We start from the raw sequence: 22,321 nt of genomic DNA, 5'->3' as shown, positions 1-22,321 counted from the left end.
TTCGGTGTTCGGTTCCGTGCTTTCGTTCGCTGATAGAAGAGTGCCCCGCCGACTTAACCGGGGTGTCCGCCGACTGTCACAGCCCTGTCACAGCGACCTCCGTCAGATCCCGTGCCCCCGACGGTCGAACTCCCGACGGCCGATGGGACAGAATGAGCCCGTGCCTTTCCTGTTGCTGATCGAGGACGACGACGCCATCCGCACGGCCCTCGAACTCTCCCTGTCTCGCCAGGGCCACCGTGTGGCCACCGCGGCGACGGGCGAGGACGGCCTGAAACTGCTGCGCGAGCAGCGGCCGGATCTGATCGTGCTGGACGTCATGCTGCCCGGGATCGACGGTTTCGAGGTGTGCCGGCGCATCCGCCGCACCGACCAGCTGCCGATCATCCTGCTCACCGCGCGCAACGACGACATCGACGTCGTCGTCGGCCTTGAGTCGGGCGCCGACGACTACGTGGTCAAGCCCGTCCAGGGGCGCGTCCTCGACGCCCGCATCCGGGCCGTGCTGCGCCGCGGCGAGCGGGAGTCGAGCGACTCCGCGAGCTTCGGTTCCCTCGTCATCGACCGAGCCGCCATGACGGTGACGAAGAACGGCGAGGACCTCCAGCTCACGCCGACCGAGCTGCGCCTGCTGCTGGAGCTGAGCCGCCGTCCCGGACAGGCCCTCTCCCGCCAGCAGTTGCTCCGCCTCGTCTGGGAGCACGACTACCTCGGCGACTCGCGGCTCGTCGACGCCTGCGTGCAGCGGCTGCGCGCCAAGGTGGAGGACGTGCCGTCCTCGCCCACCCTGATCCGGACCGTCCGCGGCGTCGGCTACCGCCTGGACAACCCGCAGTGATCCGCGCGCTGCTCGCGGGCCGGCGCTGGACCAGCCTGCGGCTGCGGCTCCTCGTCGTCTTCGCCCTGGTCGCACTGACGGCCGCGGTCTCCGCGTCCGGGATCGCGTACTGGCTCAACCGCGAGGCCGTCCTGACGCGTACCCAGGACGCCGCCCTCGGGGACTTCCGGCAGGAGATGCAGGACCGCGCCGCCGCGCTGCCCGCCGACCCGACGCCCGAGGAGATGCAGCGCACCGCCGAGCTGATGGCGGGCAGCAGCCCCGTCTACAGCGTGCTGCTGGTGCAGCAGCGCAAGGACGGCCGTCAGGTGGCGGGCCAGGCGGGGCCGGACGCCTTCAGGCTGTCCGACGTACCGAAGTCCCTCCAGAACGCGGTCAACGACCGGCAGAAGACGACGTCGGCGAACGACTCCGAATACCACGTGTACTGGCAGCGGACGAAGCCGCGCGGCAATCCGTACCTGGTCGGCGGGACGCGGATCGTGGGCGGCGGGCCGACCGGCTACATGTACAAGTCGCTCGCGCAGGAGCGGGACGACCTCAACGCGCTCGCCTGGTCGCTGACGATCGCTACGGGGCTGGCGCTGCTGGGCTCCGCGCTGCTCGCGCAGGCCGCGGCCCGTACGGTGCTCAAGCCCGTGCAGCGGCTCGGCGACGCGGCGCGCCGGCTGGGCGAGGGGGAGCTGGACCACCGGCTGGACGTGTCGGGTACGGACGAACTCGCCGACCTCTCGCACACCTTCAACAAGACGGCGGAGGCGCTGGAGAAGAAGGTCGCCGACATGAGCGCGCGGGAGGAGGCGAGCCGGCGCTTCGTCGCGGACATGTCGCACGAACTGCGCACGCCGCTGACGGCCTTGACGGCGGTCGCCGAGGTGCTGGAGGAGGAGGTCGACGACCTCGATCCGATGATCGCACCGGCGGTGGCGCTCGTCGTGAGCGAGACGCGGCGGCTGAACGACCTGGTGGAGAACCTGATGGAGGTCACCCGCTTCGACGCGGGCACGGCCCGGCTGGTGCTGGACGACGTGGACGTCGCCGACCAGGTCACGGCCTGCATCGACGCGCGGGCCTGGCTCGACGCGGTCGAACTCGACGCCGAGCGCGGCATCGTGGCGCGGCTCGACCCGCGCCGCCTCGACGTCATCCTGGCCAACCTGATCGGCAACGCGCTCAAGCACGGCGGCTCGCCGGTGCGGGTCTCGGTGGTCGTGGAAGACGAGTGGCTGGTGATCGCGGTCCAGGACAACGGACCGGGCATCCCGCAGGAGGTCCTGCCGCACGTCTTCGACCGCTTCTACAAGGCGAGCGCGTCCCGTCCGAAGTCGGACGGAAGCGGGCTGGGCCTGTCGATCGCGATGGAGAACGCGCACATCCACGGCGGTGACATCACCGCCTCCAACGTGGAGGGCGGCGGGGCGCTGTTCACGCTGCGGCTGCCGGTGGACGTGGGGAAGGTGATCGCGGGTGACGAGGCGTAATTCCCTCCCGGCGGTGGTGCTGCTGTCCGTCCTGCTCTCGGGGGCCCTTTCCGGGTGCGGGATCAGGGCGACGACCGTTCCGGTGGACGTGGGTCCGGCGCCCTCGCGGGTGTCGTGCGACACCCCGGCGCAGCCGAGCGGGCAGGGCGGGGTGCAGGGCTTCCGGGCCACGGTGGAACTGGTCTGCGGATCGCAGCTGGTGGGCGTGGAGCGGGTGGTCCCGGTACCGGAGAAGCGGGTGCTGAAGGACCCCGTCGCGCTCGTCGCGCAGGCGCTGCTGGAGGCGCTGGAGCGGACGCCGTCCGCGGAGGAGCGGGACGCGGGCTTCACGACCGGGGTCCCGGCCGGGCTGACGGCGGTCGCGCCGAGGTCGGGGGATCCGGCGGGCACGGTGCGGTTGAGCCGTAAGCCGGAGGACCTGCCGCCGGTGGCGCTGTCGCAGATCGTGTGCACGCTGGCGGGCAACGACGCCGTGTCGGCGGGCCCGGGGCCGGTGGTCCTGGGCGGCCCGGACGCGGATCCGCCGCGCGCGTGGGAGTGCACGGACGCGGTCCGCTCCCGCCCGGAGTCGGTCCCCACCCTGGGCGAAATCGTCCGCCCGTCCGCCTCCGCGGGGGCCACACCCCACTGACGGCCCCGCGCCTCAATCGCCGGCGGGGCTGGTTGTGCCTCCGTCGTAGGCTGGGTGCGGCGCCGTTGCCGGGGGCCAGCCCCCGGACCCCCGCGCCTCAAACGCCGGCGGGGCTGGAATTGCCCTGCGGGCCATCCAGCTTCGCCAGGCGGGCGGCAGCAGCCACATCCAGCCTCGCCGGCGTTTGAGGCGCGGGGTCTGGGGCGGAGCCCCAGGGAACGGGTGGAAGGGCGGGTAGGGGACCGGCCCCGCAGGGATACGGCGACGGCCCCCCGGGCCGGGGGGCTCAGGGGGCCGTCGCCATACGAGGCGCGCGCTAGATCCCGGCCGCGGCGGCCAGGTCCTTCTTGATGGCGTCCAGGAGCTCCCGCCCCCGCGCACGGGCCGGCCCCAGATCCGAGGCTCCGCCCACCGGCACCACGACCTCCAGGTAGCACTTCAGCTTCGGCTCCGTGCCCGACGGCCGGACGATCACCCGGGCCTTGTAGTCGCCGTCGAGGTAGTACCGCAGGCCGTCCGTCGGCGGCAGGGACGCCGTGCCCCGGGTGAGGTCCTCCGCCGAGGTGACCCGCAGGCCCGCCAGCGAGACCGGCGGCTCCGCGCGCAGCGCGGCCATCGCCGAGGCGATCACCGACAGGTCCGAGACCCGCACCGACAGCTGGTCGGTGGCGTGCAGGCCGTGTGCCAGCGCCAGGTCGTCCAGCAGGTCGGTCAGCGTGCGGCCCTGCTCCTTGAGCTCCGAGGCCAGCTCCGCCACCAGCAGCGCGGCGGTGACGCCGTCCTTGTCGCGGACGCCCTCGGGGTCCACGCAGTAGCCGAGCGCCTCCTCGTACCCGTAGCGCAGTCCCTCGACCCGGGAGATCCACTTGAAACCGGTGAGGGTCTCCTCGTACGGCAGGCCCGCGGCCTCCGCGATCCGCCCGAGGAGGGAGGAGGACACGATCGACTCCGCGAAGGTCCCGCGCGCACCCTTGCGCACCAGGTGGGCCGCCAGCAGCGCGCCGACTTCGTCGCCGCGCAGCATCCGCCAGCCGGAGGCCGACGCGTCGTCCGGGACGGCCACCGCGCAGCGGTCGGCGTCCGGGTCGTTGGCGATCACGATGTCCGGCCCGGTCTCGGCGGCCTTCGCGAAGGACAGGTCCATCGCGCCCGGCTCCTCCGGGTTGGGGAACGCGACCGTCGGGAAGGCCGGGTCGGGCTCGGCCTGCTCGGCGACCAGGACCGGCGTCGGGAAGCCGTGCCGGGCGAAGGCCGCCATCACGACGTCCTTGCCGACGCCGTGCATGGCCGTGTAGACGGTCCGCACGCCACGGGGGGAGCCCGGGGTCAGGACCGCGTCCGTACGAGCCAGGTAGGCCTCCAGGACCTCGTCGCCGAGCTCCTCCCAGCCGGAGTCCGGGCGGGGGACCGAGGCCAGCGAGGCGATCGCGTCGATCTCCGCCGCGATCTCCGCGTCTGCCGGGGACACGATCTGGGAGCCGTCGCCGAGGTAGACCTTGTAGCCGTTGTCCCGGGGAGGGTTGTGGCTCGCGGTCACCTCGACGCCGGCGACGGCGCCCAGGTGCCTTATGGCGTACGCCAGGACGGGCGTCGGCAGCGGGCGGGGCAGGACGGCCGCGCGCAGCCCGGCGCCGGTCATCACGGCCGCGGTGTCGCGCGCGAAGTCCGCGGACTTGTAGCGCGCGTCGTAGCCGACGACGACCAGGCCGCCGGCGTGGCCCTGGGCCTTCAGGTAGGCCGCGAGGCCCGCAGCGGCCCGGATGACCACGGAGCGGTTCATCCGCATCGGGCCGGCGCCGATCTCGCCGCGCAGTCCGGCGGTGCCGAACTGGAGGGTTCCGGAGAAGCGGTCCGCGAGGGCGGCCGTGTCACCGGCCTCGATGAGCGCGGCCAGCTCCTGCGCCGTCTCCGGGTCCGGGTCCTCGGCCAGCCACGCCTGGGCCCGTGCGATCAGGTCGTCCTGCACTTCCTGCACTACTTCCGCCTTACTTCTCGTACGGTCACTCAGATGCGGGCGAGAACCTGGGTCAGCAGCGTCCCCATGCGGGCGGCCGAGTCACGGCCGGCCTGGAGCACCTCTTCGTGGTTCAGCGGCTCGCCGGACAGGCCCGCCGCCAGGTTGGTGACCAGGGAGATGCCGAGCACCTCGGCGCCGGCCTCGCGGGCGGCGATGGCCTCCAGCACGGTGGACATGCCGACCAGGTCGGCGCCCATGACGCGGATCATGTTGATCTCGGCCGGGGTCTCGTAGTGCGGGCCGGGGAACTGGACGTACACGCCCTCTTCGAGGGTCGGGTCGATCTCCTTGCACATCGCGCGCAGCCGCGGCGAGTACAGGTCGGTGAGGTCCACGAAGTTCGCGCCGACGATTGGGGAGGTCGCCGTCAGGTTGAGGTGGTCGCTGATCAGGACCGGCTGACCGGGCTTCATGCCGGCGCGCAGGCCGCCGCAACCGTTGGTCAGGACGACGGTCTTGCAGCCGGCGGCGACGGCGGTGCGGACACCGTGGGCGACGGCGGCGACGCCGCGGCCCTCGTAGAAGTGGGTCCGGCCCAGGAAGAGCAGCGCACGCTTGTCGCCGATCTTGTACGAGCGGATCTTGCCGCCGTGGCCCTCGACGGCGGGCGGCGGGAAGCCGGGCAGCTCGGTGACGGGGAACTCGGCCTCGGGGGTGCCCAGCGCCTCTGCGGCGGGGGCCCAGCCGGAGCCCATGACGAGGGCGACATCGTGGGTCTCGGCGCCGGTCAGCTCACGCAGGCGGGCGGCTGCGGCGGAGGCGTCGGCAAAGGGGTCGGTAACAGATGCGTTCACGCAGACGAGCGTAGCCGCTCTGAGCCTACGCGCGTAGATGGCACAGCTCACGGTGTTCGGATCGTTGCCTTGTCGTTTCCGCCGAATCGTTCCGGGACGGGCGTTACGGCGGCGGGAGCCCGCCCCGCGGGCGGCTCAGCAGGGGCGCTTGCGCAGTTCCATCACGTAGTCGTGCGGTGCGCCCGCGGACTCGGCGGCGTCCGCGATCTCGCCCAGGTAGCGCGCCGAGGGCAGACCGCCCTCGTAGCCGTTCAGGACGTACACCCAGGCCGCCTCCTCGCCGTCCAGCGTGTGCACGCGCACCCGCATGCGGCGGTAGATGTCGAGGCCCACGCCCTCCCACCGGTCCATGGAGTCCTCGTCCAGCGGCGCGATGTCGTACAGGGCGACGAAGACCTGGTGGCGCGGGGCTTCGACGACCGTCGCCAGCGCCCCCTCCCAGCCCATCTGCTCGCCGCCGAAGGTCAGCCGCCAGTCGTTGATCCAGCCCGTGCCGCGCAGCGGCGAATGGGGAGCGCGGCGCGTCATCAGCCGCGGGTCGAGGTTGCCGGCGTACGCGGCGTAGAGCGACATGGGGTCGAGAGTACGGGAGGGTCGGCGCCCGCCGCGTGCCCGGACGGCGCCCGGATGGCCGGACCGGGGGAGAAGCACCTTGAAGCGTGCGGGACAATGGGGCACGGAATGCATCCCCCGGGGAGACCCCCCGGACCACCGGCCGGGGCGGCAGCCGGCCGGGTAGACGTGAGGCGGAGTTTTCGTGACCCGGATCGTGATCATCGGCGGCGGACCCGGCGGGTACGAGGCGGCCCTGGTAGGGGCCCAGCTCGGCGCGGAGGTGACCGTCGTGGACTGCGACGGCCTGGGCGGGGCCTCGGTCCTGACCGACTGCGTACCGTCCAAGACCCTCATCGCGACCGCCGAGGTCATGACGACCTTCGACTCGTCGTACGAGGAGCTCGGCATCGTCGTCGCGGACGACACCCCGCCGCTGGAGCAGGCCGCGCGCGTCGTCGGCGTCGACCTCGGCAAGGTGAACCGGCGCGTCAAGCGCCTCGCCCTCGCCCAGTCGCACGACATCACCGCCTCCGTCACCCGGGCCGGCGCCCGCGTCGTACGGGGCCGCGGCAAGCTCGGCGGCCCGCAGGGCATCGACGGCACGCGGGACGTCATCGTCACCGCCGCCGACGGTACGGAGACCATCCTGACCGCCGACGCCGTGCTGATCGCGACCGGCGGCACCCCCCGCGAGATCCCGGACGCCATGCCCGACGGCGAGCGGATCCTGAACTGGACCCAGGTCTACGACCTCGACGAGCTCCCCGAGGAGCTCATCGTGGTCGGCTCCGGCGTGACCGGCGCCGAGTTCGCCGGCGCGTACCAGGCCCTCGGCTCCCGCGTGACGCTGGTGTCCTCCCGCGACCGCGTGCTGCCGGGCGAGGACCCCGACGCGGCCGCCGTCCTCGAGGACGTCTTCCGGCGGCGCGGCATGAACGTGATCGGCCGCTCCCGTGCCGAGTCGGCCAAGCGGGTCGGCGACCGGGTCGAGGTCACCCTCTCCGACGGCCGGGTCATCTCGGGCACCCACTGCCTGATGGCGGTCGGCGCGATCCCGAACACCAAGGACATGAACCTGGAGGAGTCCGGGGTCCGGCTCAAGGAGTCCGGGCACATCTGGACCGACAAGGTCTCCCGTACGTCGTCGCCCGGCGTGTACGCGGCCGGCGACGTGACCGGCGTCTTCGCGCTGGCCTCGGTGGCCGCCATGCAGGGACGCATCGCGATGTACCACTTCCTGGGCGACGCGGTGGCCCCGCTGAACCTCAAGACGGTGTCGTCGAACGTCTTCACCGACCCGGAGATCGCCACCGTCGGCTACACCCAGGCCGACGTGGACGCCGGCAAGATCGACGCCCGGGTGGTCAAGCTCCCGCTGCTGCGCAACCCGCGGGCCAAGATGCAGGGCATCCGGGACGGTTTCGTGAAGCTGTTCTGCCGTCCGGGCACCGGCATCGTCGTGGGCGGTGTGGTCGTGTCCCCGCGGGCGAGCGAGCTGATCCACCCGATCTCGATCGCGGTCGACAACAACCTGACGGTGGAGCAGATCGCAAACGCGTTCACGGTGTACCCCTCCCTGTCGGGGTCGATCGCCGAGGTGGCCCGCCAGCTGCACACGCGCAAGGCGGCCGGGGAGGCCTGATCCGCCCCAACCGCCCCATGCATCAAGGGATTTGGGGCGGCTGGGCGTCCTGTGGCCGGGTGTTCACCCAGTCCTCGGGCTGCGTATACCACTAGTCGCCCGGCCATATGGACAACTTCGGTATTCCGGCGCAAGGAGCTGAAACCAGACGGTCGTTGGGGTTACTGTCAGTTTCGTGTTCGCTGCAGAACGTCGCCAATTGATCCTCGAAATGGTGCGGGCCAACGGAGCGGTGTCGCTCCGGGAGCTCGCCCGCGTCGTCCAGACCTCCGAAGTGACCGTACGGCGGGACGTGCGGGCACTGGAGGCCGAAGGACTCCTCGACCGCCGGCACGGCGGTGCGGTGCTGCCGGGCGGGTTCACCCGTGAATCCGGCTTCCCGCAAAAGTCCCATCTCGCGACGGCGGAGAAGACCGCCATCGCCGACGTGGCGGCCTCCCTCGTCGAAGAGGGCGAAGCCGTCGTCGTCGGCGCGGGCACCACGACCCAGGAGCTGGCCCGCCGGCTCGCCCGGGTGCCCGGCCTGACCGTCGTCACCAACTCCCTCCTGGTGGCGCAGGCCCTGGCCCACGCCAACCGGGTCGAGGTCGTCATGACCGGCGGCACCCTGCGCGGCTCCAACTACGCGCTGGTGGGCAGCGGAGCCGAACAGTCCCTCCAGGGGCTGCGGGTCTCCCGCGCCTTCCTCTCGGGCAGCGGCCTGACCGCCGAGCGCGGCCTGTCGACCTCCAACATGTTGTCGGCGAGCGTGGACCGCGCCCTGGTCCAGGCGGCGGCGGAGGTGGTGGTCCTGGCGGACCACACGAAGCTCGGCACGGACACCATGTTCCAGACGGTGCCGACGGACGTGATGACCCGCCTGGTGACGGACGAGCCCCCGCCGCACGACGAACGCGCGGCGACGGAGCTCCAGGCCCTGGCGGACCAGGGAGTCCAGATCACGGTGGCGGGCGCCTCCGCGGCGACCCCGGTGGACGGCATGCCGGGCCGCCGCCCCCGCCGGGACACCCCCCTCCCGGTCCAGCGCCGAGGCGGCCCCCAACTCCGCAGCGCGGCCCCGATGCCGGAACCCCAGCCGGGGGACCGGGCGAGGGTGGCGGACATGCGGCGGCGGTAGGGGCGTGCGCACGCAGTACTCGCGCCAAAAAGGGGCGGTCGACCGGGTTTCCCCGGCCGACCGCCCCCTGATGTGTCAATTGGCACCTGTTCGTCACAGGGGAGACAGATCAGCCACTTTCGGAATCCGAATGCTTGTCTCGTTCGGCTTCCAATTGATCAGCGCGTTGCATCAAGCCCGCCGCGATGTCATCCCAGTCGGGCCCGAAAGCGTCTAGATCCAGTCCGGCCTCCCGCAGGAGTGCAGGATCGTCGGGACGCTGGAGACAGGCCAGCCGGTACGACAAGTTCCGTGCCCACGGCATCATGGCCATCCACTCCTCGTCCATGACTTCGTGCAGCATGGACAGGATCTCGTCAGCGTCGGCGAACGTGACGCATTCGGTGAATTTCCATTCCGCTTCCCGAACGCGACGGATGTCGCCCTCCGAGATCGTCTGGATCATCTCTTTTGCCAACGCGGTGAGCCTCGACAAAGCGCCTCCCTTAGCGGTTGTGCCAGTAGGTCGGAACCTGGAATGAACCATCCTTGGCCGAAATGCCGACCTTATAGCCCACTTTGAAGCCCCGGACTTCGACTTCCCGGATCTCTGGCGCCTTGCCTGCCATGACAGGCACGACGCCGCCTTCGCTTCTCCACATGTGGACGTCCGTCACGATCGCCTGTTCGATCTCGTCCGGATTGAGATCCGTGTCGCGAGCGAGGAAGTTCTCGCGAGGGGTTCCCGGCTGGTGCGCCCGGCTGAAGCTGTGGCCGGTGTTGAAGTTCCACTTCTCACCGCCTGCCTCTGCGGAGCGGCGAAGGTTTACGTCGCCCGCGGGCAGCCCGTTGTCCTTGTACGGGCCGAGCTTGCAGTTGTGGACCAGCACCGGGGCCGCCGCCACCACCACGTAGTACGTGTGGAGGTCGGTGACCGTCAGGTTGTGGACTGTGGCCGACGAAGCCGTCCACCGCTTGACCTCGGCGATCTGGACGTACGTACCCGAGCTCGTCTGGAGCCACTCACCCGACTTCAGGTGTGTCGCGTCGACCCACTCTCCCAGCTCCTCCACCCAGAAGGGGTGGCCGTCGGTCGCGGTGACAGAGGCTGTGGCAGTGCCTCTGTCGCCATCGGTGTCGATGGTGACCTCGACCAGGTTCTTGACGCCTTGGCCCTTGATCTCGGCGGTGACCGTCTCGGTTCTGGTTTCGCCCGTCTCCGGGTCGCCGGCCAGGACCTGGTCACCGTTCTTCACCCCCTCGATCGGCTTGGTGGTGCCATCGGCCATGAGGACCTGAGTGCCGGGTACGAAGCTGTTGGTGTTGCAGCTCGGAGCCGCACCCTTTCCGGACCCCTCAGACCCGCCGCCGGAGTCGTTGTCCTTACCCGAGGACTTCTTCGGGCCGTCGCCCTTCTTCGTCTCGGCGGACTTGGACGCCTTGCCGTCGCCGTCGGCCTTCTTGGCCTTCGTCGCGGAGGATTTGCCCTGCTTGGCGGCTGTGGCCTTGGCCTCGTCGGCCTTCTTGGCGGCTGCGGCTGCTGCCTCTTGGAGTCTTCTTCTGGCTGCTGCGGCTTCTTCCTCCAGTTTTCTCGCGCGTTCGGCGGCTTCCTCTATCTGCCGCTTCCATTCGGCGAGGTCCTCGGCGTACTTGGCCATGGCCTGCTGGTAGCGCTCGACCCGGCGGAGGATGTCGCGTGCCAGGGCGAGCTTGTGTGCCCAGCTGTTGAAGGCTTCCCAGGCGCGGTCGAGTGCCTTGAGGATGCGCTTGGCGCGGCCTGCGAAGGGCAGTGCTGCGTCGAGGGCGAGTCCGGCGCAGGCGCCCCAGTCGCCGCCGAGGCAGTCGCGGATGTCGTTGTAGCCGGAGGCGTCCTTGAGGATGCCCATGGCGACTTCAAGGGCGATGTCCAGGGCGCTCTTGCCCTGGATCATGTTGGCCCAGGCGGCTTCGGCGTCCGTGAAGTCCTTGATGGGCATCACGGGCGGTGCGATGGACAGGCCGCTGGGGTCGCTGAACGTCACCGGCGAGTTGTTCGCGTAGACGTACGGGTTCATCTGCTTGGGCTCGTTGTAGTCGATCACCGGATCAACTGACAGGAATCGGCCCGTCGCTGGGTCGTACTCTCGTGCACCGAGATGCACCAGGCCAGTGGACTCGTCGAGTTCGCCACCGACGAAGTTCGCCTTGCCCGGCCATATGGACGGGGCCGCGCCGCGCACCTCGCCGTAAGGCATGAACTTGCGGCGGGTGACCGCAGAAGTGGTCGTGTCCACGGCGGTGGTCGCCGTGCCGTTCTGGTCGCCCATCAGGTACGACGTCGTGATGACGCCGTCCTTGGCCGTCTTGACCATTGCCGGACCGGCCGGGTGGGCGTAGTACCGCGTGCCCTCCAGCTTGCCCGCTGCCGTGAGTTTCACCTGAGTGCCCGGCAGGTACAGCGTGGTGCCGGACGGCTCGCGCTTGATCAGGCGATTGCCGTCTGCGTCATAGACGAACTCCGTCGACTCGGTGCCCTTCGTCACCTTCGCCAGTTGACCCGAGGCATTCCATTCCAGGTTCTGGGTGTCGCCTTGGATGGTGCGGGATTTGGTGTTGCCGGCCTCGTCGTAGCCGTAGGACTCGGTGCGTGCACCGCCGGGTCCGGTGGTGTCGACCTTCTGCAGCCTGTTGGCGCCGGCCTGGCCGGGGGTGCCGTAGGTGTAGGTGCGGGTGACGTCCTTGGTGAGGTCACCGGTCGGGGAGTGCTGGACCTCCTTGGTGCGATTGCCCGCAGCGTCGAAGCTGTACGAGCTCCAGTAGGCACTCGGGCCGCCGACCTGCGGCTTCGAACCGGGGCCGGAGGCATTCGGCTGGGCCGCGCAGTCGTCCGTCGCGGTCCACGCCTCGCTCATGCGGCGCAGGTAGTCGTACGCGAAGCACTGGGTGTCCGTGGTCGGAGAGGCCTCCGGACCCTCCTTGTCGGTGACCTTCAGGATGTTGCCGACGGCGTCGTACTGGAACGACGTGTCGTTGATCCGGCTCGGCGAGATCTCTCGGTCGTTGACCGTGCGGGTGAGCCGACGGGTCTGCTCGTCGAAGAAGTGCGTCGAGTAGACCTGGGATCCGGCGGGGCCGGATTCCGTGCGCAGGACATCGCCCATGGGCGAGTAGTCAACCTTGCCGACGAAGGTTCTGCCCTGGATGCCCATGATGGTGGGCAGTTCGAGGTGGTTGTACTTGATGTTGGTGAGCTCGGCGGGCAGGCCGGCTACGGCGGGCTGATTGGTCCACGCGGGCAGGCCGGTGTTCGGCCTGTAGCCGGTGGAGTAGGTGTAGGAACCAGCGAGGGCTCCCTCGGAGGACGGGATGGTGATCTTCGTCCCGGTCGGGCGGTACTCGCTGTCGTAGCCCGTGACCTCCTGCGTGTAGGCGTTGCCATTGACGTACCGCGTCGAGGACACGGGCAAGCCGACGGCACCCGGCAGGGTGTCGAACGTGGCTGAGGTCAGCTTCGGTCCCGTCACCGAACCCTCATGGGTGGCGATGACGCGGCCCAGCTCGTCGTACTCGGGGGCGATGGTCTTGCCCCGGGCGTCCGTGATGGTCGCGAGTCGGTCGCCCTGGCCGTACGTCATCGTCGTCGTACCCTTGTCGGGGTCCGTCTGCTTGGTCTGGCGACCGCGGATGTCGTACTCGAAGCCCCACTTGTCGCCGGCCTGGTTGACGACCGACTCCAGCGCGCCGCGCTGGTTGTACGCGTACGTCGTCTTGTCGTAGGCGCCGGTCGGGGAGTCGGAGCGGAAGAAGCGGAGTTCCGTCTTGCGGCCGGCGCCGTCGAGGAAGGCCCGGGTGGGGGTTTCGCCCTTGGGCGGGTCGACGGTGATGTTGTCGCCACCGTAGGAGGTGGTCGTACGGGAGGTCTCCACGCCGAACTTGCGGGAGATCTGGGCGGTCGAGCGGCCGGAGCCGTCGTACTCGGTCACCGTGGAGGAGGGGACCTGGTTGTCCGTCGGGGCCCACTGGACGCCGGAGGGTGCTCCGTCGGTGTAGTAGGCGCCGTTGCTCTTCCAGACCTGGCCGAGGCTGTTGTAGAAGGTGTCGGAGATGAGCCGACCCCCGCCCAAGGCCTCCATCTGGGTCTGGCGGATGCGCAGGCTGCTGTCGTAGATGTCGTAGCTGGTGCGGTAGGTACCGTCATCCAGCAGGGACTTGTTGCTGATGACGACCGGACCGTCGGTGCGGACGTCGTAGGAGAACTCGCCGTCCGGGGACTTCGAGAGCGGGTCGCGGTCCGGGGACCAGACCTTCAGCAGCCGGCCGAGGCCGTCGTACTGCATGACCTGACGGCGACCGTTGGTGTCCTGCTTGGCCAGGACCGAGCCGCGGCCCTGATCGGTCTCCGTCGTCTGGGTGTGACCAGCCGAATTGGTGGACACGACCTTGGTGACGATCTGGCCGGAGGCCGGCGTGTAGTCGATCTTCGAGACCTTGCCGAACACATCGGTGCTGGTCTTCGGGCGGCCGTAGGTGTCGAAGGTGGCGCTGCCGTCTGCCTGGTAGACCGGGTTGCCGTTGGCGTAACCGGACAACGACTCGGTGGACTTCAGATTGCCAGCGGCGTCGTAGTACATCCGCGCATCAGTGGTCACGTCCTCGGGACGCTTGACGTCGGTAGCAGCGCAGGATTTGGCAACTGTCTCGACCCGCTTCTGGCGGGCGATGATCCAGCGGGTCTCGTCCGAGTCGTACTCGTAACGCGTGCAGCTGTCGTCCGTCGGATCGGCGACATCGCCCAGGTTCGACACCGACTGGGCGAAGCCACGGTTGTCGTACTTGGTCTCCATCGCGGTGCGGCGCCAGCCGCGGCCGTCAGAGAGCAGGATGCGGGAGTTGACGTTCGTCGTCTGCTCGACGAACGACTGCTGCGGTTCGATGTCCTCCTCGGGGACCGCGCCCTTGCGCAGGCGGGTCGCGGTGGGGCCGTAGATCCACGGGGTGTAGGTGGTGGCTGCCTCGAGGGCGCCGCCTTCACCGTTGTAGGCCAGGACCTCGCGGGTCTGGCCTGCGTAGAGGCGGTGGTCCGCGATCTGATTGCCTTCGGAGTCGGTGACCTTCACCGACTTCTTGCCGCCGGCAGGCGTTGCCCTGTCACCGTCCAGGCCTCGGAAGAACAGCGTCTCGGTCTGGGAGCGCTTGTCCGGGGCCGAGCCGATGAAGGTACGCACCCGTTCGTAGCCGCGCCACTGAGACCAGGTGCGCGTCTTGGGCCGCATCATCTCGGTCTCGTCATCGAACGCCCACGCGGGGCTTCCCATGAACTGGTACTCGGTGCGACGCGTCGGCGAGTTGCCGTTGCGGTCCTCTTCCTGGACCCAGTCGACGACGTGCTTGTGGAACCAGTCGGTGACGTACAGCTTCTTCTCGTGCGCCGGATCGTTCGGATCCGGAATCTCCGAGACCACCGGGTAGCAGCGCAGCGTGTTCGTCTCCGGCGAGGCCGGCATCACACGAGGGTCCGCCGCCCGGCACTCGGGATCCTTGTAATGTGCCAGGATCGTCGAACCGGTTTCGCTGTCGATCGCTTCGATGCGGTAGCGCAGGTACGGCGGCTTGCCGTCCGAGGCACCGTCGACCCGGTTGGGAAGCTGCTTGCCCCGGAACTTCACCGGCGGCAGCGGGGTCTCGACCCCGTTCTTGCCGGTGTGCTTGATCTCGCCGAGCCACAGCGGGTAGTCGGTGCCGTCGCCCGTCATCGGGAAGTCCTGGGTCAGCTTCCAGGAGTCCACGGGCTTGCGCGCAGAACCGTTCCAGACCGAGGTGCTGATCTCGGTCAGGCGCTTGCGGGTGAAGAAGGTCGGCGTGAACCGGCCCTTGCATTCTTCGCCTGCCGCGCAGAGCTGGTCACCGGGGGTGTCAGGCCAGTTCTTCGCGATGTCCCACGCGACTTCCGGCTTCAGCTTTGCCGGGTCGCAGTCGAACGTCGCCGTGACGAGGCAGCGTTCGGCGACGGTGAAGTTGACCTGGGCCGGAGCCTCAACGAACAGGTTGTCGTTGCGCAGACCGTAGGAGATGTGGTCCAGCCAGCCCGAACGGTCATACGCGCGGGCGGTCGAACCACCGGCGATCTTGTAGTTCGAGCCGTAGTAGTTGACCTCCTTCTGGTACCAGTAGGTCATCGCGTTGCCGCGAGGGTCCACGACGTAGTCGAGGTTCCAGCGGTAGGCCTGGTCGCACACCGCGTCGGCGAACGTCGCGTTGTAGCACGGCTCACCCGGCTGGTTGCCGTAGACCGGGACATTCCACGTCGAGTTGGTGACCGGCTTGCCCGACACCCAGCCCGGGACCTTGTTCAGGCCGAAGTAGAACTGGATGCCCTGGGGGTTCGTGAACCGCCAGTGATCCCCCTCCTTGTCACCATTCGACGCACCCTGGAGCAGCTCGACCCGCGAACCGTCGTCCTTCGTCGGGCGCCACTTCTTCGTGGTGTCGTCCAGGACCAGCTGCTGGGAGCCGCCGTTCAGCGACAGGGTGACCATCGGAGCGCCGTGGCAGAGGTCGCCGGTGTCGTCCTTCGGGTTGTTGAACCCCGAGCCGGCCAGCTTGTCCTGGCTGCACGGGACGTAGCCGCGCTCGATGTAGTTCGAGGCCAGGTCCCAGCCGTCACCGACCCACGACGTCTGCTGCGCCGAGGCCGAGGTGCGACCGTCGATCTGCGCGCTGGAGTAGCCCAGCGAGAGCGAGGGGCTCGGGCCGCCGAGGGAGGCGGGGATGTCCATCGGGTAGGACCACGAGAAGTCACCCGCCGAGCCGCCGGCCTGCCAGGCACCCGACGGGTTCAGCGAGGTGGCCTTGTACGTGCCGTTCGCGCCGTCGGCGCCCGGGCTCGCGGCCAGGGTCATGCTGCCGGTCGTCGCGGCGGTCGCGTTCACCGAGCTGGCCGAGGACAGGCGCATGTCGGCCTGCTCGGATGCGGTCGGCGCCGGGGCCGAGGAGGCGGGCGCCATGAAGGTGGCGACGAGCTTGCCGGTTACCGGGTCGTTCTTCGTGGTGACCGGGAAGCTGCCCTTGCACTCGGGCTTGTTCGGTGTCGTCAGCGCACACGTGGGGACCGCCGTGAAGCGGAGCCGGGAACCCCAGCTGCCGCCGTAGGCGTTCTTGAAGGCGTTGTAGTCCAGCTCCACCGAGACCGGTGCCGCGGTCTTGCCGGGGTCGGTGCGCTTGACCGACAGCAGCAGGCTGTTGGCCAGACCGGCCTTCTTGGCGGCCGTCTGGTCGTGCAGGTCGACCTTCAGCTTCACCGGCGAGTCGGCTGCGGCCGCGTCGGACTGCGGGGCGGCCTTCAGACCCGACTTCGGGCCCGCTGCCGCCGACGCCGGGAGCGCGGCGAAGGTCACCGGCAGCGTGCCCGCCTTGACGGGGTTGCCCGGGGCCTTCGACGGGCCGAGGGCGAAGGCACCGGCCGTGCCCTGGGGGGCCGACTTCAGGCTGACGACCGGCGGGGCGGATGCGTCGGGCAGGGCGATTTCCGCCGTGCCGGCCTTCGGCCAGGCGATCTTCGGCGCGGAGGTCTTCCACGCCTTCTTCTGCGACTCCGCGGGGCCCGCGGCGGGCTTGCCCTTGACGGGGGCTCCGCCGACCTTCGTGAGCTTTTGCAGGCCCGGCTTCTTCAGGTCGGAACCTGCCGCCATGGCCGGGGTCGCGGTGAGACCGGCGGTCAGCATGCTGAGCGCCAGCACCGGTATCGGCCACCGCCAGACACGCCTCAAAGGCGCACGCAAAGCGTGCGCCTGGGATCTTTTCAAAATTCGAACACTCCAAGCCGTCACGCGCGGTGGTTCAAGACACCGCGCTAATGGGCAACGGCGCTGAACTTAACAAGCGGACAGACGGTGCGTCGAAGGTGATCCGAGCGGAGGCTGACGGAATCTCAACAAAAGTCCGCTGGTCAGCAACTCGCCAAAAGGTTGTACGGGAAAGGTGCCCAAGTTTGGCCGGAGGTTTTGTAGGACCTGATCATGCTGCGGGTCCGTCGAGGACTTCTGTCTGGAAACTCTTCCCCCGACTGCTACAAATCAATCGAACAGTCGGAGACCGATCGCCAGGATGGCCGAAAACAAGCCATCGGTGGGAGGTCGTCTCAGCCATCGGTCGCCGCCCAGGCGCGGCCGCCGCATCACCCTTGAGGACCTGTCAGTGAGACCACTCCCGACGCGCACCCGCGTCGACGATCCGCCCTCCCGCAGAACGCGCGTGCTCGCCACGGCCACCGTGCTGACCGCCGCGCTGACCGCGACGCTGCTCGGCGGCCTGCCGGCCGCCGCCGCGGGCACGCCCAACGCCGCCACCGCCGACAAGGCCAATGACAAGGCGCGGCTGACCGACGCCGCCGCCGAGGCGAAGGCGAAGAGCGAGGCGAAGAAGTCCGGCAAGCCGGTCGAGATCCACTCCAAGCGCACGGAGACGGACGACGTTTGGGCCAACCCGGACGGAACGCTCACCGCGAACCACGCGCTGGTTCCGGTACGCGTCTACCGCGCCGGGCAGCTCGTCGACGCGGACACCACGCTCGCGAAGGCGGCGGACGGGCGGATAGCCCCCGCGGCCACCGCAGTCGGCCTGTCCTTCTCCGGCGGCGGTACGGGCGCGCTGGTCACCATGCGCAAGGACGGCCGCGACGTCTCCCTCACCTGGCCCAAGGCGCTGCCCGCGCCGAAGCTGGAGGGCAACAGCGCCACGTACGCGAACGTTCTCGACGGCGTGGACCTGCGCGTCACCGCTGACGTGAACGGCTTCTCGCACCAGATCGTCGTGAAGACGCGCAAGGCCGCCGAGAACCCGGCCCTCGCCACCCTCGACTTCGGCCTCGAAGGCAATGGAGTCACGATCCGGAAGGAAGCCAACGGCCAGCTCAGCGCCGTCGACCCGGCCGGCAGGACCCTGTTCAGCGCCGCCAAGCCGCAGATGTGGGACTCCGGCGCCGAGAAGATCCTCCCCGAGGCCACCGCGGGAGCGACGAACCCGACGCCCACGGCGGACCCGAAGACCGCGGACCCGAAGACCGCCGCCCCCAAGACCTCCGCCCTCAAGGGCGCCCCGGCCGCCGAGGCCGCCGCCGCCCAGGGCGCGGTCCCCCCGGTTCCCCCGGTGCCCGCCGTCGACGGCATCTCCACCGGCGCGAAGGAGGCCGACCTCGGTGTCGACCTCAAGGGTTCCAAGCTCACCCTGAAGCCGGACCACAAGCTGCTCACGGCGGCCGAGACCACCTACCCGGTCGTCATCGACCCCGTCTGGCGGGACGACTGGAAGTCGGCCTGGACGATCGCCTACAAGCACACCGCCTTCTCCAACTCCGCCAACACCAACTACTGGAACGGCGGCACGCTCAGCAAGGAAGGCCGCGTCGGCTGCGCCAAGGACTCCGCCAACGGCGGGACCGTCTGCGCCAAGACCTTCTTCCAGGTCGGAATGGGCAGCCTGTGGGACAAGCAGATCATCAGCTCCACCTTCCGCATCCAGCAGAAGTACGCGGGTTCCTGGAGCTGCAGCTCCGGTGAGCTGGAGGTCTGGGACACCGACGCCATCGGCGGCGGCACCACCTGGAACAACCAGCCGGCCTGGAAGCGGAAGGTCGCTTCCATCGGCGAGTCCTACGGCGGCCGCAACTGCCCGGGCGACGGCGACACCGTCGAGATGAACGTGACCTCCGCGGTCGCCGACGCCGCCCGCTGGCACTGGCCCGCGTGGACGCTGGGTCTGAAGTCCGCCACCGACACCATCGACGTGTCGTGGCGCAAGTTCAACCCGGACAGCGCCCGCATCTCGACCCAGTTCAACACGCTGCCCGTCACCCCGTACGACCGCAGCTCCGACCCGTCGGTCCCCTGCACCGGCGGCGCCCCGATCGGCACGACCGACCAGGTCGTCCTGCGTGCCCGTATCGCCGACAACGAGGACAACTCGCTGTCCGCCGAGTTCCACTACTGGAACGCGAACGACTACGGCACGCTGAAGACCGCCAAGGTCCCCGTGACCAGCGGCAACATGGCCGAGCTGCGGATACCCGCCGCACCGCTCGGCAGCAACACCTACCGGTGGGACGTGCGCGGCAACGACGGTACGGCAGATGGCCCCTGGGCCGGTCAGTGCGTGTTCACCATCGACGCGACCCGTCCGAGCTCGCTGCCCGGCGTGTCCTCGGTGCAGTTCCCCGAGAACAACCCGGACACCACCGGCTACGTCCGTACCGAGGGAACCTTCAAGGTGACCTCCGGCGGCGAGACCGACATCACCAAGTACGAGTGGTGGACCGAGTCCGACCCGAAGGTCCAGGTGGCCACCCCGGCCGCCGTCGGCGGCTCGGTGGACGTCAAGTTCACCCCGACCACGGCCGGCCCGCAGGTGATGTACGTCCGCAGCCTGGACGCCTCCGGCAACCGCTCGGACCTGAAGTCGTACCTCTTCTACGCCAAGCGCCAGCCGACCCGCGACAAGCCCGGTGACCTCAACGGTGACGGCACCGTCGACCTGTGGAGCGTCGACCCGGGCTCGGGCCAGCTGTGGATGCACCCGGGCAAGGGCGACGGCTCCTTCGACCTGTCCCGGAAGCTGAACCACGCGTCCTTCGGCAACGTCAAGTCGATGAGCCACCGCAACAGCTGGAACGAGGACTTCTACGAGGACCTCCTCGTCCTGCGTCCGCAGAACGGCGACGCCAGCCGCAGCAGCCTGTGGGTCTACCCCGGCAAGGGCGACGGCGACCTCCAGCCCCTGGACGCGAACGCGATCGAGCTGTCGGCCTTTGACGAGGCGAACAACCACTGGGCGCAGGCCGACCAGGTCGTCTCGATCGGCAGCGTCAACGACGATCCCCTCCCCAACCAGACGGTCGGCGACGGCAAGATCGACGACAGCGACGTGCCCGACATGCTGGTCAAGAAGGGCGGTGAGCTGTGGCTCTACTTCGGGACGCCGACCGGCTTCGTCGACTTCCCGGGTTTTGAGCCGATCCTGCTCGGCAACGCCGACTGGCAGAACATGACGATCATGTCTCCCGGCGACCTGAACGCCGACGCGCTGCCCGAGATCTGGGCCCGCGACACGGTCAGCGGCAAGATCCACCAGTACACGAGCAAGAAGACGACGACCAACACGTCGCCCGCGGTGATCGACCTGACGGTGTACCGCGACGCGGCCGTCCGGACGACCTCCATCGCCACCGGGTTCACCGGCGCCGCGTACCCGCACCTGACGACCGACGGCGACTTCGAGAAGGACGGCTACGCCGACCTGTGGTCGCGCGACGGCAACGGCCAGATCACCGAGTTCCCGGGCCGCGTCCTGACCAGCGGCTCCGTCTTCGGCCCCGGCCGCAAGCTGGTCCTCGGCGGCACGCCGTGGACCGAGTGCCAGTCCTTCACCAAGCCCGGTACCACCACCCCGCGCTCGCTGTGCGGGCCGATCCTGGCGAAGTTCCTCGCCAAGGGCGGCACGGCGACCATGGGGTACCCGACCACCGACATCACCGTGTCCACCGACACCGTCGGCCGCTTCGTGCACTTCCGTAAGGACGGTGAGACCAGCGACAACGGGTCCATCTACTGGCACCCGAGCAGCGGCGCCTGGACGATCGTCAACGGCATCCGCCAGAAGTGGATGAGCCTGGGCGCCGAGAGGGGCGTCATGGGCTACCCGACCTCCGACGAGGCCCTCACCTTCGACAATGTCGGCTGGTTCAGCACCTTCAGCGGCGGTGGCGGCGGCGCCATCTACTGGACGTGGGAGTTCGGCGGCCAGTCCGTCCGGGGCACCATCTACAGGAAGTACATCGAGCTCGGCGGCCCCGCCGGCGCGCTCGGCTACCCGACCACCGACGAGACCAACCACCCCGACGGCGTCGGCCGGTACAACCACTTCCGCCACCGCGGCCAGACCTCCGACACGGCGTCCATCTACTGGACGACCACCACCGGCAAGGCCTGGTCGGTCCGCGGCACGATCCGCGAGAAGTGGGTCAGCCTCGGCGCCGAGAAGAGCTTCCTGGGCTACCCGCAGTCGGACGAGTACGACGTCTACGGCGGCCCGCGCGAGGACTTCTCGGGCGGCTACATTCGTCACAACCACACCACGGGCGTCAGCGTCGAGCACAAGGCGACCGACCGCACCATGGACAAGCGCACCGACCTGGGCGGCGACTTCAACGGTGACGGCCTGTCCGACATCGCCACCGTCTACGACTACGGCAATGACACCACGGCGCTCTACGTCGCGCTGGCCAAGACGGGTGGCGGATTCAGTGCCCCCATCCTCGCCTTCAACAGCGGCGCATGGAACTGGCGTTACAGCCAGTCGCAGTGGGTGGCCGGCGACTTCAACAACGACGGCCGCGACGACCTCGCCGCGCTGTACGACTACGACGACGCCAACGGCATGTTCACGTTCCTCGGCAACGCCGACGGAACCTTCACGTCCCTGCCCCGCAGCGCCTACACCCCCGCGGGCAACTGGGACGCGGGGAGGGCCAAGCTGGTCGCCGGCGACTTCAACGGGGACAAGCGCGACGACGTGGCCATGATGTTCGACCACGGCGGCTCGACGGGCGCCCACACCTTCCTGTCGAAGGCGGACGGCTCCTTCAACCTCTCCTTCCCGAGCTGGCGTTCGGGCCAGGGCGAGTGGTACTGGAACGAGTCCAAGCAGGTCGCCGGTGACTTCAACGGCGACGGCCGCGACGACATGCTCGCCCTGTACGGGCACGGCGACGGTTCCGTCGAGATGTACACCCTGCTCGGCAAGACCGACGGCGGCTTCGCGGCCCCGTTCCGGTCGTGGTACCGGACCCCGGGCAACTGGGACTACAACCGCTCCAAGCTCACCTCGGGCGACTTCAACGGCGACGGCCGGGCCGACGCCGCCATCCTGTTCAGGTACGACAACGGCCGCGCGGCCCTGTTCACCCTGACGGGCAAGCCCGACGGCGGGGTCAACGAGGACTTCAAGAGCTGGGACAGCGGCGAGAACTCCTGGTACCTGGAGAACACCGGGAACCTGGTGGCCGGTGACAGCAACAAGGACGGTCGCGACGACCTCGCGATCATGTACAACTACTCCTCCGGAGCCACTTCGATCTTCGGCTTCAAGGCCAAGACCGACGGCGGCTTCGAGGCTCCGGTGAAGAGCTGGACGGCACCGGCAGGCACCTGGTAGCGGTAACCGGCAGGAGCCACACATGACATCGGCCCCCAGGACCCGTTCGGGACCTGGGGGCCGACGTCGTTAAGGATCGGCGTCT

General features: G+C 69.4%; 11 protein-coding genes. 6 read left to right on the top strand and 5 right to left on the bottom strand.

All coding sequences use genetic code 11. The features are described from left to right. The first annotated feature begins 160 nt into the window (after window positions 1–160). From afsQ1 to ACIP5M_RS28730, 3 genes are read left to right on the top strand one after another with little or no spacing between them, the layout of a single operon-like run. A complete protein-coding gene (gene afsQ1 / locus ACIP5M_RS28740) occupies window positions 161–838 on the top strand; it encodes a two-component system response regulator AfsQ1 (protein ID WP_401202107.1) in 678 nt (225 codons plus the stop codon). Continuing rightward, window positions 835–2,319: an ATP-binding protein gene (locus ACIP5M_RS28735; protein WP_401202105.1), complete on the top strand. Its 1,485-nt coding sequence runs from the start codon at window positions 835–837 to the stop codon at window positions 2,317–2,319. The genes afsQ1 and ACIP5M_RS28735 overlap by 4 nt, the downstream gene beginning before the upstream one ends. Next, the gene (locus ACIP5M_RS28730) at window positions 2,306–2,950 is read left to right on the top strand and encodes a hypothetical protein (protein ID WP_401202104.1); all 645 of its coding nucleotides are present in this window, start codon (window positions 2,306–2,308) and stop codon (window positions 2,948–2,950) included. The genes ACIP5M_RS28735 and ACIP5M_RS28730 overlap by 14 nt, the downstream gene beginning before the upstream one ends. A 316-nt stretch (window positions 2,951–3,266) precedes the next feature. Here ACIP5M_RS28730 and ACIP5M_RS28725 read toward each other — a convergent pair whose 3' ends face one another. The 3 genes from ACIP5M_RS28725 to ACIP5M_RS28715 all read right to left on the bottom strand — a co-directional run bounded on the left by ACIP5M_RS28725 (window position 3,267) and on the right by ACIP5M_RS28715 (window position 6,334). Beyond that, on the bottom strand, window positions 3,267–4,916 hold the full coding sequence (locus ACIP5M_RS28725) for a phospho-sugar mutase (RefSeq protein ID WP_401202280.1): 1,650 nt from the start codon (window positions 4,914–4,916) through the stop codon (window positions 3,267–3,269). A gap of 38 nt (window positions 4,917–4,954) precedes the next feature. Further along, window positions 4,955–5,761, bottom strand: coding sequence for a purine-nucleoside phosphorylase (locus tag ACIP5M_RS28720; RefSeq protein ID WP_401202102.1), 807 nt, complete (start codon window positions 5,759–5,761; stop codon window positions 4,955–4,957). Between the two features lie 135 nt (window positions 5,762–5,896). Further along, window positions 5,897–6,334 carry a gamma-glutamylcyclotransferase gene (locus ACIP5M_RS28715; RefSeq protein ID WP_362308388.1) on the bottom strand — a complete coding sequence of 146 codons (438 nt, stop codon included), beginning with the start codon at window positions 6,332–6,334 and terminating at the stop codon, window positions 5,897–5,899. A 184-nt stretch (window positions 6,335–6,518) separates the two neighbouring features. Here ACIP5M_RS28715 and ACIP5M_RS28710 point away from each other — a divergent pair, with 184 nt between their 5' ends. Together ACIP5M_RS28710 and ACIP5M_RS28705 are read left to right on the top strand one after the other, a co-directional pair. Continuing rightward, entirely contained in the window at window positions 6,519–7,958 is a 1,440-nt protein-coding gene (locus tag ACIP5M_RS28710; protein ID WP_401202100.1) for an NAD(P)H-quinone dehydrogenase, read from the top strand. A gap of 175 nt (window positions 7,959–8,133) precedes the next feature. Then, on the top strand, window positions 8,134–9,075 hold the full coding sequence (locus tag ACIP5M_RS28705; protein WP_401202098.1) for a DeoR/GlpR family DNA-binding transcription regulator: 942 nt from the start codon (window positions 8,134–8,136) through the stop codon (window positions 9,073–9,075). Between the two features lie 109 nt (window positions 9,076–9,184). Here ACIP5M_RS28705 and ACIP5M_RS28700 read toward each other — a convergent pair whose 3' ends face one another. Continuing rightward, window positions 9,185–9,550, bottom strand: coding sequence for a hypothetical protein (locus tag ACIP5M_RS28700; protein WP_401202097.1), 366 nt, complete (start codon window positions 9,548–9,550; stop codon window positions 9,185–9,187). Window positions 9,551–9,560: 10 nt separating this feature from the next. Then, window positions 9,561–16,769 carry an RHS repeat-associated core domain-containing protein gene (locus ACIP5M_RS28695; RefSeq protein WP_401202096.1) on the bottom strand — a complete coding sequence of 2,403 codons (7,209 nt, stop codon included), beginning with the start codon at window positions 16,767–16,769 and terminating at the stop codon, window positions 9,561–9,563. A gap of 457 nt (window positions 16,770–17,226) precedes the next feature. Here ACIP5M_RS28695 and ACIP5M_RS28690 point away from each other — a divergent pair, with 457 nt between their 5' ends. Then, window positions 17,227–22,236: an FG-GAP-like repeat-containing protein gene (locus tag ACIP5M_RS28690; RefSeq protein ID WP_401202095.1), complete on the top strand. Its 5,010-nt coding sequence runs from the start codon at window positions 17,227–17,229 to the stop codon at window positions 22,234–22,236. The last annotated feature ends 85 nt before the right edge of the window (window positions 22,237–22,321 follow it).

The organism is Streptomyces sp. NPDC088762, from assembly GCF_044750905.1.
Taxonomy (GTDB): domain Bacteria; phylum Actinomycetota; class Actinomycetes; order Streptomycetales; family Streptomycetaceae; genus Streptomyces.
This window is presented reverse-complemented; position numbering and strand designations above follow the sequence as displayed.

What these genes read in the sequence shown, in the direction of transcription:
- ACIP5M_RS28715 (WP_362308388.1), bottom strand. Translation starts at nt 6,334, where the DNA reads ATGTCGCTCTACGCCGCGTACGCCGGCAACCTCGACCCGCGGCTGATG.